The organism is Desulfovibrio sp. ZJ200 (genome assembly GCF_011039095.1).
Classification (GTDB): Bacteria; Desulfobacterota; Desulfovibrionia; order Desulfovibrionales; family Desulfovibrionaceae; genus Desulfovibrio.
Map to the genome: position 1 here is coordinate 1 of NZ_JAAKEH010000058.1, position 15,083 is coordinate 15,083.

12 protein-coding genes are annotated in these 15,083 nt (G+C 55.2%); 11 read left to right on the forward strand and 1 reads right to left on the reverse strand.

Going from position 1 to position 15,083, the window contains the following annotated elements; translation table 11 throughout:
- The 11 genes from G7Y52_RS12885 to G7Y52_RS15060 form a co-directional block, all read left to right on the forward strand.
- Positions 1-228 (forward strand): transposase (locus tag G7Y52_RS12885; RefSeq protein ID WP_206215300.1); only part of this gene is annotated, 228 nt, incomplete at its 5' end.
- 203 nt (positions 229-431) lie between these two features.
- Positions 432-641, forward strand: a complete 210-nt coding sequence (locus G7Y52_RS12890) for an AlpA family phage regulatory protein (RefSeq protein ID WP_165072551.1) — start codon at positions 432-434, stop codon at positions 639-641.
- Positions 634-981: a hypothetical protein gene (locus G7Y52_RS15390; protein WP_241159750.1), complete on the forward strand. Its 348-nt coding sequence runs from the start codon at positions 634-636 to the stop codon at positions 979-981. The genes G7Y52_RS12890 and G7Y52_RS15390 overlap by 8 nt, the downstream gene beginning before the upstream one ends.
- A 96-nt stretch (positions 982-1,077) precedes the next feature.
- Positions 1,078-1,383 (forward strand): hypothetical protein, encoded by a 306-nt coding sequence (locus G7Y52_RS15395; RefSeq protein ID WP_241159751.1) that lies wholly within the window; start codon positions 1,078-1,080, stop codon positions 1,381-1,383.
- Between the two features lie 85 nt (positions 1,384-1,468).
- Entirely contained in the window at positions 1,469-2,302 is an 834-nt protein-coding gene (mobV, locus tag G7Y52_RS12900; protein ID WP_165072553.1) for a MobV family relaxase, read from the forward strand.
- Positions 2,303-2,446: 144 nt separating this feature from the next.
- Positions 2,447-2,794, forward strand: coding sequence for a protein MobC (locus G7Y52_RS12905; RefSeq protein WP_165072555.1), 348 nt, complete (start codon positions 2,447-2,449; stop codon positions 2,792-2,794).
- A 655-nt stretch (positions 2,795-3,449) separates the two neighbouring features.
- The gene (locus tag G7Y52_RS12910) at positions 3,450-6,689 is read left to right on the forward strand and encodes an AAA domain-containing protein (RefSeq protein ID WP_206215301.1); all 3,240 of its coding nucleotides are present in this window, start codon (positions 3,450-3,452) and stop codon (positions 6,687-6,689) included.
- 167 nt (positions 6,690-6,856) lie between these two features.
- On the forward strand, positions 6,857-7,930 hold the full coding sequence (locus tag G7Y52_RS12915) for a hypothetical protein (protein WP_165072559.1): 1,074 nt from the start codon (positions 6,857-6,859) through the stop codon (positions 7,928-7,930).
- 12 nt (positions 7,931-7,942) lie between these two features.
- Positions 7,943-10,219, forward strand: coding sequence for a hypothetical protein (locus G7Y52_RS12920; protein WP_165072561.1), 2,277 nt, complete (start codon positions 7,943-7,945; stop codon positions 10,217-10,219).
- Positions 10,220-10,226: 7 nt separating this feature from the next.
- The gene (locus G7Y52_RS12925; RefSeq protein ID WP_165072563.1) at positions 10,227-11,900 is read left to right on the forward strand and encodes a DUF2357 domain-containing protein; all 1,674 of its coding nucleotides are present in this window, start codon (positions 10,227-10,229) and stop codon (positions 11,898-11,900) included.
- Entirely contained in the window at positions 11,893-14,370 is a 2,478-nt protein-coding gene (locus G7Y52_RS15060) for a hypothetical protein (protein WP_206215302.1), read from the forward strand. Before G7Y52_RS12925 ends, G7Y52_RS15060 begins: the two co-directional genes overlap by 8 nt.
- 299 nt (positions 14,371-14,669) lie before the next feature.
- Here G7Y52_RS15060 and G7Y52_RS12935 read toward each other — a convergent pair.
- On the reverse strand, positions 14,670-15,083 hold a 414-nt coding region (locus G7Y52_RS12935), incomplete at its 5' end, for a transposase (protein ID WP_165068458.1).

The following is a 15,083-nucleotide window of genomic DNA, read 5'->3' on the forward strand; positions in this document are numbered from 1 at the left end:
GCCCAAAACTTGATAAGGGAAAAAGGCTGCAAGTATATTTTCCTTCCAGAATACAGCCCGGATTTAAATCCCATTGAAAAGATGTGGAGCAAAGTGAAACAATTACTTCGGGGTATGAAAGCAAAAACATGTGATGAACTGTACAAGTCCATTGGAAAAGCATTAAGTTGTATCACACAAAAAGACGCTGAAGGATGGTTTAAATCCTGTGGCTATGTAAAAAGTTAAAAGCAAAATGCTCTATTACTTTTTTTCTTGCCAGAAAGAAATTTTTTTCTGAAAAATTTCCCTTTTTCATACATCCATAGCGTACTCTATCGCACGGCATAAAAGCTCTTCGCACTGTATCGCACTTCTTCAAACTATGTGGATTTATTGACTAAATATGCTATAGCACTCCGTAATCATCAACTACATACGGAGTTATCGCTATGGCGACTGATATTCCTTCCACTGGTTTTCTTCGGCTTCCGCAAATCCTGAAGCTTTTTCCCATCAGCAAGAGCGCGTGGTGGAAAGGCTGTGCAACTGGACGTTATCCCAAGCCTGTAAAAATCGGCCCGCGCACAACCGTCTGGCGCGCCGAGGACATCAAGGCATTCATCGAAAACGCCGGGCAGGCGGAGGTGAACCATGAATGACCTGCTGCAAACCTTCCAGGAAGTTCTTGGCCAGCATGGCCTTACCCCTGAAGCAATCCTCGCGGACGGGACTCTTCACCGCTGCCCCACAGAAAGCAAGCCGCGCAAGCTGAACGGCGCATACATTGCCCATCTGGATAAACCGGCCACCCTCTGGTGGTGCAACTGGGAAACGGACGATCAGGGCACGTTCTACGCCGAAAAAAAGCAGACTCTTTCCGTGTCCGAACTTTCGGCATGGCGGGAACACCAGCAATCCATCCGGCGACAACGCGAAGCGGAATGCGCCAGACGCCATAAGGAAAACGAATCCCAGTCCTGGCAGGCCATGCAGCCATGACTTCTGGGTCTGCGCCGCAGGGGCATTACGGTTCTCCTGATTCATCACGCCGGAAAATCCGGCGACCAGCGCGGCACCAGCGCCAAAGAGGACGTTATGGATACGGTCATCAGCCTCCGCAGACCCAGGGAATACGCAATGGCCGAAGGCGCGCGTTTTGAGGTTCATCTGACCAAGGCCAGAGGCATTCTCGGCGACGACGCCAAGCCTTTTGAGGCCAATCTGATTACCGAGGGCAACGCCCTGCATTGGCAGGTTCGCGAAATTGAGGACGTGGAGCTGGAGGAGCTGAAAAGGCTGCTTGGCGAAGGCTACAGCATCCGCGACTGCGCCGAGGAAATGGGCAAATCGAAGGGCGCGATTCAGCGACTGAAAAAGAGATTGGAAGCCTGCTCAAAATAGGCCGGTTGGAGGTGTCCCGCTGTACCGGCGCTTAAGCAGCGGTACAGCGGGACACCTGTTTCTTACAGGATAAGGAAGTTTCATTATGTCCACACTCGTCCTGCATATGGACAAATTCAAAAAAGACGCCATACGCGGCATTCAGAGCCACAACCGGCGCGAACGCGAGAGTCATTCCAACCCCGACATTGATTACAGCCGGAGCGTGGGAAACTACGATCTATGTGAAAATCCGTCCGCCAATTATGCCGAATCCATTCAGAATCGCATTGACGATCTGCTTATGGTCAAGGCTGTGCGCAAGGACGCCGTGCATCTATGCGGTCTTGTGGTCAGCTCCGACAAGGCATTTTTTGACACACTCACTGTCGAGGAAACCAGGCGTTTTTTCGAGGAGAGCGCGGCCTTTCTGACCGACTTTGTGGGCAGGGAAAACGTCATCTCGGCAATGGTTCATACTGACGAAAAGACGCCGCACATGCACTTCCTTCATGTGCCGGTGACGTCGGACGGGCGTCTCAGCGCCAACAGCATCTATACCCGCGCCAGTCTGAAAAAGCTGCAAGCCGACTTACCCGCCTATCTGCAAAGCCGTGGCTTCGCCATCCAGCGCGGCGTCGAGCAAAAGCCGGGCTCAGCAAAAAAGCATCTGGATACGCGGGAGTTCAAGCAGCAGCAGGAGGCCCTCGCCGGTCTACGGAACGAGGCGGATGCTGTAGCGCACGAAGCCCTGCAACTCATCGGAGAAATGGCTGAAAGACGGAAGCAGGAGGAAGTCTTGCAGGAACGTCTGCAATCCATGGAACGACAGGAACGCGAGCGTCAGGAAGCGGAGGCCCGCCAGCAGTCCGAGCGTGAACAACAAATCCGGCAAGAGCCGGAAGCCGCGCCGCAACGCCGTCGCCCAAGGATGCGCTGACCATCCGCCGGGAATCTCGGCTCAGCCATGAGCCATAGCCCACTATACTTCCCTGCGGGAAGTCGTGGGCAAGCGTGCCGCTTGACCGCCAAAGGCAAAAGACAAAACCGGGGTCACGCCCCGCCACCCACAGGAGAAAACACCATGAGCATCACAGCCAGCCAACTGAAAGAAATCCGACAGGAGTTTGCCCACCTCAAGCCCGCCGTTGTCACGCTGGACGGAAGCCGCGGCATGACCGTAAAGCAGGCAATCTTCGCCCTTGCCCCGACGCTGGAGCGGATGAAGAAGTGCGGTTTCGACACACAGGAGATCGTCGAGAAGCTGCACGAGAAGGGGATCGCGGTGAAGGCCCAAACCTTGACCAAATATCTGACCGAAGCCCGACGGCAGCGGGAAGGCCAGAAAGCCAGGAAGAAAGACACGCCCCGGCCCACCCGAAAACGAGCAATGAGCTTTATTGTTCTTGATGCCCCGGATGACGCTCTGTGAACAAATCACGGAGGGGAGGAATCATCATGGCAGAAGCGTACGGATGCATTTGCGTACCAGTACGGATCAGAAGGAGAACTGGCAGCGCATTGGCTTGAACAGCGGGCCAGACCACTGTGGCTCAGAACGAGCGCAAAAACATCCGCACCAGGTATGCCCAAGGCATTGCCGCCGCCGGTAGTGGCTCACTTTGAAACATACGGGGCTCCGCCCACGTCACGTCGGGAGCTCCCCCGCCCCCCCCGCTTGCCGGCTGGCGCAACGCGCCAGCCGTGAGGGTATCGGGAAATCATTCCCCTGTCGGGGGGGGCAGCCCCCTTGGCAGGCCTGCCGTTGCAGGTACGCATCCAATGCGCCTCATTCGCAGGCAAACCCGCTTTTATGCCGGTAATGTGCTGGACAAATAAGAATGTTAGTGTTCATAATGGCAACGAAGTTCTGTCAGCAAAGATACGGATAAGTATACTTCAGTAGTGAAGAATTTGTTATGAGCATTTCCTATAAGGATAACAGCAGTTCTGATATATACGATAAAGTACGTTCATCAATTCTTAATGCTATAGAACATATATATGGAGATATTTATCCACGTATGCTGGCATGGAATCTTTCGCTACAGATTCATATTCCGGCGTATATAATATTTCGTATATGTATGGAGCTTATCAATCATGGTGAAATAACTGTACGACATAACAAAATTCATGGTAAAGCGAAATTTCCATCCTACAAAAAAGTGCCTGATCTAAAAAGTTATTCCGGAATAGCAATGTTTAGAGGTTCTTTATACAAAGAAAAAGCTAGGGATAAATGGAAGCTATTTCGTGAACTTATTTCTTATTACATCAAATGTATTCATCTTGAAGAGGGTTCAACCGCAAAGGTATGGCAGAATACCTTGGGCGAGCAGTTTATTTTTCTTTCTGATGCAGGGCTGTGGTATCCCAGAGATAATGTGTTATGGCGGAAGCTGATACCGTTTGCGGAGATTTCTGGCCCCATCAGGGACTTGTGGCGGAACTCCGAGTCCACGACGCTTATGCTGGGCTATCCGGTGAATGCCATTGCCGGGAAAAATGGAGACATCCTTCTGTACCCTGTCTTCTGTCATGTGCTGGATCACCGTATTTCTCCAGCCGGTCTTGAGGTGAAAGCCAGGCTCACACGGCCTTTCGTCAATGCGGAATGGCTCGATCATACGTTTTCACGGAGCAGTGAGAAAAGAACCTTTCTTGAGGCCTGCGGCATGTATGCCAGCCAGAACGGGGATGATTGCGCGGGAGGGGACGAGATCGCTCCCGATTTTTCCCTTCTGGCGCAGATTCTTTCCTCGGCTGACGAGCGGCATGTCCGGGAGCCGCTCAATCCCTGTTGTCTTTCAGATAGGCCGCTTGATGCCTCCTGTCGGAGCGGTATCTACAATCGGGCTGTCATTGTGGCCAGCCGCAGCAGCCCATACAGCAGAAGTCTTATTACCGAACTTGAAACCATAGCGCGGGCGCCAGACATGGTGCTGGACAAGACCGCGCTGTCATATTTTTTTGCAGATGGGCCCCGGGAGGAAACTGTATGCAGACCTGCTTCCGGGGCGGTCGTCGCGGAGCAGTCGCTTACGGGAACACAGCGGCGTGCGGTAGCCTCGCTGCTGGAACTGCCGCTGACCACCATTCAAGGGCCGCCAGGAACAGGCAAGAGCCAGGTGGTGTCGAGCACTGTGCTCAACGCGAGGCTTCGCGGGCAGTCAGTGTTGATTTCCAGTTACAACCACAAGGCCATCGACGCTGTCATGGCACGCCTGACTTCTCCAACAGGAGAGGTTCTGGTGGTACGCTGCAACGCCAAGGAAGACCCGAACCTCTCGTTCGGCATGCAGAACGCCATAAAAGCCATGCTTGCCATGCCCTGCGGAGACGATACGGACGGGGAGCATCTGGAGTCGTTCCGTCGACTTCTGAAGATGCGGGGAGAAAAAAGCCTTGAGGCCGACGATGTGGAACGGTGCGGGAAAGAGCTTGGCGACCTTGGTGAAGAGCTTGCGTCGCAGCTTTCGGCTTTTCCCTGGCTTTCCCGGCTCACCGACAGGGATCTTGGGGATTTGGCCCTGTACCGTGAGGGCGCCCGCCTTGCTCGAGAGTGTGCGGACGAAACGCCTCTCCGGAGGTTTTTCCTGCGGGGGAATATTGGCGCGCTGCTGAACCTCCGGCGCGCAGGCAGGACGCTGCACAGGCACTGTGCGGAAGTTCCCATGTACTCGTGGCGTGCGGACATGCGCCCTCTGGTTGGGGCGTTCGAGGCTGCTTCCCGAGTGTTGGAGCTGAAAAGAGGTATCAGAGAAAGAGAAAGCCGCCTGAAAAACATGCCCGCTCTGGAAAATCTGAGCAGGGAAGTCGCCCAACTGGGCGGCCTTGTCAAAAATCAGCTGTCCGCTGTCAGAAAGCATGATGCAGCCCGGAGGGCAAAGCTGCCCCTGGAGGTGGACAAGACACAGCTCAAAGGGCTGGAGCGTGCCATGTCGACCGTGAAGAGTGCTCTTGCTTCTTCCGACATAGTGAAACTGCTCTATGAGGAGCTGCCACAAAGCCTGCCTGCGGTGCTGCGCTGTTTTCCCTGCTGGGCGGTGAGCAGCCTCTCCGTAAGGCGATATATTCCTCTTGTTCCGGGACTTTTTGATCTTGTGCTTATTGACGAGGCCAGTCAGTCGAATATTCCTTCGGCCATTCCGCTTCTGTTCAGAGCCAGGCGGGCGGGAATCATCGGAGATCCCTGGCAGCTTCGCTTTGTTTCGCGCATGACGTCCGACCGCGAGGCCCTGCTGCAGCGTGAGCTCAATATGTCGTCCCTGGCCGATCTGCGTTTCACGTTTGCGGAAAACTCCCTTTACGATCTGGCCTCCGGTTCACGCTTTGCCGAGCCATTCCTTTTGGACTGTACGTTTCGCAGTGCAGGCGATATTGCCGCATATTCCAACCGGCTTTTTTACGACGGCCGATTGCAGGTAGGCACCGATGTGGAGGGGCTCCACCCTCCTGCGGGAGCCACGGGAGCCGTGGAGTGGCGTGAGGTTCAGGGCGAGATACACCGGGGATCTGGTCAGCGCAGCTGCTGGTGCCGTGAAGAGGTTGAGCAGGTTGTGCAGCTTGTGAAGCACCTGCTGCTTACGGCGCGCTTCAAGGGGTCCATAGGTATTGTCACGCCATTCAAGGAACAGGCACAGCGCATTGAAGATAGTCTGGAAGTCGCGGGGATCGACCACGCGCTGCTGAGGCAGGCCGGTGTGCATGCGGATACGGCTCACGGCTTTCAGGGCGACGAGCGCGACGTGATGATATTCAGTCTTTGTGCCGGTAACGATCTGACGCCGGGCGCGTTGCATTTTCTTCGAGAGAATCCCAATCTTTTCAATGTGGCCGTGAGCCGCGCCCGGGCCATGCTCTATCTGGTAGGCAACAGGGAATGGGCGAAAAGCTGCGGTATTGACCATATTGAGCTTCTGGCGACCCCAGCCGAACTCCGACCGCATCCTCCCCGGAAAACGGAGTGGTATCCCTACGAGTCGCCGTACGAAAAGCTGCTTGCTGAAGCCCTGCAAAAAGAAGGGCTTCAGCCTTTGCCGCAGGTTCAGGCAGGGTATCGCAGACTCGACCTTGCGTTGCGCGACCCTGCCTTTCCCGAATGTCGTCTGGACATAGAGGTGGACGGCGCCTGTCACAGGGATGCCGAGGGGCACAGAAAAAGCGACGACCTGTGGAGAACTATAGAACTGGAGGCCGTCGGGTGGCGAGTTATTCGTTTTTGGACGTATCAGCTGAGGGAAGATCTGCCCGGCTGCGTTGCCCGGGTGCAGGATGTGTGGAACGAGATGCGTGAGCAGAATCGCTCGAAGGCGGAAGAATGACAGAGAAAAGTCCGGTGACGCTGGGAAAGTTTTTTCCACCCCTCTGGTTGCTGGGAGCGGGTGCGCTGGGAACTGCGGCGCTTTGCGTCTACATAGGTGCTAGTGTGCTGGATGTTGAAAAGCGTCGTGTTGATCTTGAGGCTAAACTTGAGGAGCATCAACGCATATTGGCAGATCTGCCTGCCATGAAGCAGGAATTTGCCGACCTTCAGATGAGCTTGACTGATGCCCGTTCCCGGAAGGCTGCGCTTGAAAAATCTCTAAAGGAATTGCAAACGCAGGAAGAAGATGTGCGTCAGCTTCTTGCCAGGCGCGACAGTGCCGTGGCCCAGCTCGATGAGGCTGACAGGTCGCTCAGGCTGTTCCGTAAGCAACAGCAGGCACTTTTGAAGGAAAAGACGCAAGCGGAACAGGACAGGCTGGCGCTTGAGAGCGCGGTTGCCCGTCTTCGGGGTGAACGCGATGGTCTTTCGGCCGGCGTGGAAAAGGTGCGGAACGAACTTGCCGACTTGCAGGCCCGTACGCAGGCACAGCAGAAGCTCAACGAGCTCGTGCGGCAGGAACAGAAAGAGCTTGAAGGGTTCGGCGCGCAGGTGACCGCGTCTCTCGGGAGGTTCACTGCTTCCGTGGACGCTCTTGTGGAGACGGGCAGGACGCTTTCCGAACAGGGCGCAAGGATGAAACAGGAGGCAGGGGCCCTTTCGGATGCGCGGGCGGCCATGCAGAAGGAGTATGACGGGACTCTCCGTTCTCTGGTGGATGAGGCTGCGGCAGGGGCCGCTGCCCGGAAGCAGACTGCGGAGGCTCTCAGAAAGCAGGCAGAGGCCATTGCGGCCGACGCCGGCGAATTTTCCCGCCAGATAGCCGAAGGTCGGAAGGCTGTTGCGGACGCGATGACAGACATGCGGAACATGCGGCATGGCGTGGTTGAGGCGGACAGGGCCATGAAAGATCTCACAGCCAGAGCTGCGGCGCTTGAAAAAACACGTGGGGATCTGGAGACGGCCGTCCTTGAGGTAGCTGAGAGAAGCCGTCAGCTTGCGAAGAGTGTGCAGGATCTTTCGCAGGAAAGTTCCGGTCTGCGGGCAGGCAGAGCCGGACTTGATGACGCCGTGGCGCGTCTGCAGGCGCATACAGCCGTTCTGGAGCGCAGGATGAAAGAGATGGAGGGGCAAAGTACCCAGAAAAACAACGAAACTCTAGTCCCGGTTGAGCATGAGCCGGCTCAGAAGCAGGAATAAGGAGCGTCTGCCATGCCCGTGACTATTTCCATACCAGTGATGAGCTGGATGATCGCCATGCTGGCGTTCATTGTTCTCGTCTTCTTTCTTTTTGCCATGGTGCTTTATCTGCGGCGCTGCATAAGCAGCGTGTCGCAGAAATATCAGGATACGGCGGATCTTTCCAGCGCCGTTGCATTGCTGAAAGCTGATAAGGAAAAACTGGAACAGTACCTCACGGAACAGAAGGAAGAACTCCTCAAGGTGCAGGGAGAGCGTGAGGAGCAGGAGTCCGTGCGGCAGGCTATTCTTGCGCAAGAGGCACGTCTGAAGGAGCTTGAGAGCGCCGCCGAGAGGCTGGTGGCCATGCAGGTGGAGAAGCGGGAGCTGGAAGCCAGAATGGCGGACAAGCGTAAGGAACTTGAAAATCTTGAGGAAGAGCGGCAGAAGGCCCTGACGATGCAAGACAATCTCCCGGAGATTCGCGCGGAGTACGAGCGACTGCAGAAGACTCTTGAGCGAAAGGTGGATATCGACGCGGAGATCAGATCGGGCGAGGAACGCCTGAGGGAACAGGCAAAGACCATTACCGCCCAGCAGGCCCGCCTTGAGGAACTGAAGGACGAGATAACGCCGCTGGAAGACAGAAGCAGAGAGCTTGAGAAAAAATGCGACTCCTCAGAGCGGGAACTTGCATCGTCTCAGAGACAGCTTGCCGAGGCGAAAACGGATTTTGCGGCTCTGAACGCACGGATCGCGGCACTCAGAGCAGAGACGCAGAAGGCCTTGACGATGCAAGACAATCTCCCGGAGATTCGCGCGGAGTACGAGCGACTGCAGAAGGCTCTTGAGCGAAAGGTGGATATCGACGCGGAGATCAGATCGGGCGAGGAACGCCTGAGGGAACAGGCAAAGACCATTACCGCCCAGCAGGCCCGCCTTGAGGAACTGAAGGACGAGATAAAGCCGCTGGAAGACAGAAGCAGAGAGCTTGAGAAAAAATGCGACTCCTCAGAGCGGGAACTTGCATCGTCTCAGAGGCAGCTTGCCGAGGCGAAAACGGATTTTGCGGCTCTGAACGCGCGGTTCGCGGCACTCAGAGCAGAGACGCGGGGCAACGATCCGGAAAAGGACACGGCTCTCGAAGAACTTATGCGCCGGCCCGTATCGCTCGTTTCACGCCGTCTTGTGCCGAAGGCGGACGAGAGCGAAATGCTTGGGGAGTTCAGACGCGAGCTGCGGAATGCCAGGCTGCAGTTCCCCGACAGAACCATCAACGCATTCCACACTTCGCTCAAGTGTCAGGATATCAATCCCCTCACAGTGCTGGCCGGTGTTTCCGGCACGGGCAAGACGCTGCTGCCGGTGAAATACGCGGAGTTCATGGGCATCAATCAGATTATTCTGTCCGTGCAGCCTCGTTGGGATTCAGCGCAGGATCTGTTCGGCTTCTACAACTACCTGGAGCGGCGCTACAAGGCCACAGAGCTTGCGCGCTGTCTTCTGCGCATGGATCCCTATAAGAAACTCTTTACCAGCAACGAGGACGACAATACTCGCAAAGGCCTGCTCATGGTGCTGCTTGATGAAATGAATCTCGCCAGGCCCGAATATTATTTCAGCGAATTCCTTTCCAAGCTTGAACTGCGCCGTACTGTCGATCCGAATAAAGCCGAATCCCGCAACAGAGCCTCCATTGAACTTGATACCGGCACGGGACACGGCTCGTTTTCCGTATGGGTTCCGGAGAACATTCTATTTGTGGGCACCATGAACGAGGATGAGAGCACACAGACGCTTTCGGACAAGGTGCTTGACCGTGCCAATGTGCTGCGCTTTGGCAAGCCGGCACGCCGCAGAGATCAGGAAAAACCGTGTATGAATGCCCTGGACGGTGGTTCTCCGCTTTCAAAAGAGGCATGGGAGAGCTGGAGGAAAAGCGACATACGGCAGTACGCTGATGCCTGCAGCGGCTGGACCAAAAAGCTTAATGATGCCCTTGCCGGCATGGGACGGGCCTTCGGCTTCCGCGTCGAGGAAGCCATGTTCAGTTATGTGGCCAATTATCCCGGTGTCCATCCGGGCAGCACCGTCATGCGCCAGGCCTTTGCCGATCAGGTCGAGCAAAAGATACTGCCCAAGCTCCGGGGCTGCGACATGAACATGCCCGCGTCAAAGAACAGTCTGGACAAGATTGAGAGGGTCATCGACGAGTTGGACGACGAAGCTCTCAAGGACGCCTTCCGTATCTCGCTGGATAATGCAAACGAGACGGGCATATTCCTCTGGCAGGGCGTGACGAGGTCCTAGAGCGGCCATGCATGACGATGCCATACAGTTTCATGTCTGGCCCTGGTCGGCCATAGGTCGCCGGCAGGAAACAAAGAGCCTGGAAGGTTCGGAAGTATTGCTGCCGTATCACGGAAGTCCCGTGCTCTCTGTGCCACGGGAATTCACGGTGGGCGCGGCTATGCGCTATGAGGCATTTCTGCCGTTGGGCTGTCCCTACGACGGAGGGCGTTACCGGCTTTACCGTGTGCCTCATGCCATAGCCGCCTCACGGCACACCGCGCGCGACGATGGTCGTATGAAGCTCGTTCTTTCCCATGCGGGGGAGCGCGACACTCTGTGCATCCGTTGCGAGGGAGCGGTGCCCGGCAGCCTGCGCGACGAAGGCGAACCTCAGCAGGCCGTGCTGGAATGGATGTCTTTTTTCGACTTTTGCGTGCAGCGCGCCGAGGTGAGGGAAAAAGGCGCATCAGCCGTGCCCTGGGTGAAGATGCCGGAGTGCATACGGGAATACGGAAGGGAAACAAGCGTTCAAAAACGCTCTCTCATTGTGGCCATTGCGGAAGAAATGCCGCAGCGCGTACAGGATCTGGTTCATTCGGCCCGGCGTATTCTCATTCACGAGCGGCGGCTTCTGCCCGCGACGCGGGCCGCCGAGATGGACGCCGGCTGTATGCAGTGGTATTTCCGCCAGCCGGGGAAAAATCCCATGCAGAAGGCTTCGGTCAACAGGCAGCGGCTGCAAGCCATTTCGCGGCGCGAGACCTTCAATACGCTGGAAAACCGCGTGCTGAGAGAATTTCTTCTGCGCTGTATGCGGGAGTGCCGACAGTATGTGCGTGTGGTCTGCGCAGGAGCGGCCAACGCAGGTTATGCAAAGGACGTAAACAGGTTCGGCGGCATATGTTCCGAACTTTTGAAGCGTCCTGTTTGGGAGGACGTGGACGAACTTGAGAGCGGAGCGCGACCGAACTACGTTTTGCAAAGCGACACGCGCTACCGCAAAATATGGGAGCTGTATCAGAAGCTCTTGCGAAGGCAGGACGAAGAGGACTGGATGTGGGCATGGCAGGGGCGCACCTGGGCGGATATATGTACGCTTTTGCTTGGCGCTTCGCTGCTGGCCATGACGGAAAGCAGGGAAAGCGTGAACATCTCGCCTCTGGCACGGGCTGGATGCGGATTTCTCAGTGAACAGGTGCAGGGATGCCGGGTAGTGACGGGCTCCGAGCCGGGGCCCTTTCTATTGGAGTTCCGGAACAGGCGGGCCGTTCTTGAGGTGGTGCACGCCAGTCAGGCGGAAAAGCATGACGTGGCCTCCTCGCTGGGGAGTACGGGAGGCTCGCTGTTTTTTGTGCTCAAGCCGCTGGGCCGGCGTACGACAGCCCGCGTCATCGTGATATGGCCGGTGCATACGCTCTCTTCCACGATGCCGCATAACTTTCAGGCTCTCCAGAAGTCGGCGGAACAGGGGCTTGAGCTACAGAGTCAGTTCATCAATAGGCGCTCTCCAGTGGCAAGACTTACCGGGCTGGTGCTGGCCGATGCCTTCCTGCGCGGCATGCCCGACTTTGAAGCCGGAACTGACACGCATCTGGCGCGTCTTGCCGCCGCTCCGGAACTCTGGGCCAAAAATATCGAAGTCCTGACCATACTTCTTGACGACCTTTTCGTGGAACTTCTGGAGAACGACGATGCCTGACGTTCTTGGGGTGGCTGCTTTCGGACTGGGGGATTCGTGCGTCGGGGAAAAGAGTGTGCGGAGCAGAGACTTTCGTCTGTCCGCGGTCATTCTTCCCCGTTCCTGGCGGGGCGCGTTTCTGACCGGGGATACGGCCATGGAAAGCAGACTGGAAACAGGACTCGGCTGGCCTCCAGAGGCTGCAGTTTCGGATGAGACGGTGTTGCGCCGCGTGCCCGTGGGGCTTCTTTGGAGCAGGCTGGTGCAGGACGGGGACAAAACCTCGTACTGGGCTCCAAGTACCGGAACCGCCCGTTTTTCCACGGCTGCGGCCCTGCATGCGCATCTGGCGGATCTGCTGAAACGTGCGGATTGGCAGGAACAGGATGTGGTGGTAGCCATTCCCGACACGCTCGACGAAATGGGACAGGAAGATCTGCTCCGGTCCTTCGGGGAACGCAGGGAAAGGGTACAACTGGTGTGGCGCCCCGTGGCGGCGGCCATGCAATGGCTCCACGCTCTTGGCCCGGACTTTCGTATTGATCCCGGCGACTGGATGCTCGTCGTCTACCTGGGGCCGGACATATTCGAAGTTACGACCTTTGCCCTGCAGCACGATGCGGAAACAGGTTATCCCGTGCCCGTGCGTTCGCGCGGACGGAAGGGGACGGGACTCACGGGGCTGGACTGGGCGTGGAGTTGCTGTCCGGGAACATCAGCAGGAGAGATATGGCAGCAGGTTCTGCGCTTTCCCGAAGTATGGGAAGCGATTACGCGTCAGGACGGGGCACGCGGCATCCCACGTATCAGGAGCCGTAGCGACAGCGACGGCTCTTGGTGGTGGGATATATGGGAGCCGGAGCGCGACCTTCTCTCATGGCAGACCGTGAGGGCCTGCGGGAGCGCCTGGCTCTCCTCCCAGCTGAACCGGAAGGACGACTCGGATTTTTCTTCCTGGGATGACTTTTTCCGCAGTATGATTCATGACACGATGGATCGTGGCGGCAACAGGGGGCGTCTGCGCGGAGTGGTGATGTGCGGCCCGCTTGTGCCGCATGAGCGGCCCGGCTGGTTCGATGCCTTCAGTCACGCGGGCGCAATGCGGATTTCCCGCGTGCCTGCCCCGGACACCGTATGGCTGCCTCAATGGACAGATGGCGACATTGTGGCCAAAGGCGCTCAACTCTACGGCGAAAGACTGAGAAGCAATCTCCCTACCTACCTGGACACGCTTCCCGAACTGAAAATCCTGACGCGGAACAGAGGGAAGCATCTGGACTGGAAAAGCCTTGTGGACGCCACCACCTGCAAGGGTGGACAAGAATATACCAATGTCGTGCATGGATTCAACTACCAAAAATATAATCCCAGCCTGAATGTCCTTCTGGAAAAAGAAACCGAGCATAATTACCGGAGCGAGGAGGTGCCGCTGCCCTTTGTTCCTGTACAGGACATTCCAATTGACATCCGTGTCCGCATGAAACCGGCAAGCGGGCTTGCGCAAGTCAGACTCGTGGCGCTCGACAATTCCGTGGAAGAGCTGCTGTTTGATTTTTCCCGCATGGAGGAAATCTCTGAACTTCCAAAGGAGACACTGTTCTGCCCGGACGACGGACATATCCCTCTTGCTGATGCAGTACCGAGTCAGGATCAGAAAGCGTTTATTTCTGACTGTATGAATTTCGTCCAGGCTTCCCCATCCTTTTTGAGCAAGTCTTATGACAAACTGCGTACCAAATGGCTTCTCCCATCCAAAAAATTGAAGGTCATTGACGAGAACGGTAAAACACAGCCACAATTTGAAGACACACTGAAGCTGGTCGCCGCAAGGCTTGGCAAAATCCGTGGCGAGGCCGGAATACAGTTTCCAAAACTGGTCAAGCAAGCCTCCTTTCTGTGGGGGAGGACACCGCCATCTTTCAGACAGGACATTGCCGACAAGCTTCGCAAGCCCTGGTCCAGGATAGATAAAGAATTCATAGAGGCGGCTGGGCGTTGCTTTCAAACGAAGGAGGAATGTCGCCTGCTGTTTCGCTATATCGTCAAATTTCACCTGAAATATGCTTATATGCTGACGGCAGCTTTTCATGTGCTTCACTATCGTTCTGAAGCATGGGGTGCTCTGGAGGAAAAAACAGCCTACGGACTTCTGAAAATGGCGCTGGACATGATGGAAGATCAGCGTGCGCATAAAAAGGTGAAATTTAGAAATGCGGCTTCCCTTCTGTTTGTACTTCTTAAGTATCGACTCCAAAGTGCCCACATGGATTTTCTGGGCAAAAATGACAAAGGGGTAGATAGCCTTTCTGTCCGAGCAAAATTACCGAACTATGTTGATGAGCTCGATGACGAGCTTAACGATTTGTCATGTCGCGATCTGCCTGCACGAACAAGGAAAAACCTGGAAAAGAGCCGCCGCTACATCTATGACATTCTCCAGTATATCGACTACAAAGGCGATCCGAGTGCCGTTCCTATCGCGGACGGATGATGAAGATGAATGAATTTCTTTTGATGGACTTGTATCCGGCGCGCTGCTACAGCCATGACGGCAGCACCGGGTAAATATCCAAGACACGAGAAATCTGCACATGGTTGACTTGACGATGGTTCTTTTTTCCAGGTTTCATGTGAATGGAACTCTGGATGATAGTAAAACATTATTTAGTTAATATTACCAAATATTTTTACCTATTTTCAAGAGCAAGATACTCTAGCGGGCAGGACAAACGAAAAAACGAGAAAGTGACAAAACCCCAGAAGGGTGAATTGCTCTAGAGCATTTTGCTTTTAACTTTTTACATAGCCACAGGATTTAAACCATCCTTCAGCGTCTTTTTGTGTGATACAACTTAATGCTTTTCCAATGGACTTGTACAGTTCATCACATGTTTTTGCTTTCATACCCCGAAGTAATTGTTTCACTTTGCTCCACATCTTTTCAATGGGATTTAAATCCGGGCTGTATTCTGGAAGGAAAATATACTTGCAGCCTTTTTCCCTTATCAAGTTTTGGGCGGTTTTTGATTTATGGACATTCAAATTATCCATTATAACAACATCGTTAGCTTTAAGCGTTGGAAGAAGAAATTTTTCAATATAAGCATTGTACATTTTTCCATCCAGTGCCCCATCAAAAACAACACTGCAAGTCTCTCCCGTTACCCGGATTGCTGAAAGTATGCTTATCCTTTCCCAACGTCC

Excerpts from the sequence above, each read along its gene's own strand:
- G7Y52_RS12890 (WP_165072551.1), top strand. The coding sequence starts at position 432 with ATGGCGACTGATATTCCTTCCACTGGTTTTCTTCGGCTTCCGCAAATC.
- G7Y52_RS15390 (WP_241159750.1), top strand. The coding sequence starts at position 634 with ATGAATGACCTGCTGCAAACCTTCCAGGAAGTTCTTGGCCAGCATGGC.
- G7Y52_RS15395 (WP_241159751.1), top strand. The coding sequence starts at position 1,078 with ATGGATACGGTCATCAGCCTCCGCAGACCCAGGGAATACGCAATGGCC.
- mobV (WP_165072553.1), top strand. The coding sequence starts at position 1,469 with ATGTCCACACTCGTCCTGCATATGGACAAATTCAAAAAAGACGCCATA.
- G7Y52_RS12905 (WP_165072555.1), top strand. The coding sequence starts at position 2,447 with ATGAGCATCACAGCCAGCCAACTGAAAGAAATCCGACAGGAGTTTGCC.
- G7Y52_RS12910 (WP_206215301.1), top strand. The coding sequence starts at position 3,450 with ATGGAGCTTATCAATCATGGTGAAATAACTGTACGACATAACAAAATT.
- G7Y52_RS12920 (WP_165072561.1), top strand. The coding sequence starts at position 7,943 with ATGCCCGTGACTATTTCCATACCAGTGATGAGCTGGATGATCGCCATG.
- G7Y52_RS12925 (WP_165072563.1), top strand. The coding sequence starts at position 10,227 with ATGCATGACGATGCCATACAGTTTCATGTCTGGCCCTGGTCGGCCATA.
- G7Y52_RS15060 (WP_206215302.1), top strand. The coding sequence starts at position 11,893 with ATGCCTGACGTTCTTGGGGTGGCTGCTTTCGGACTGGGGGATTCGTGC.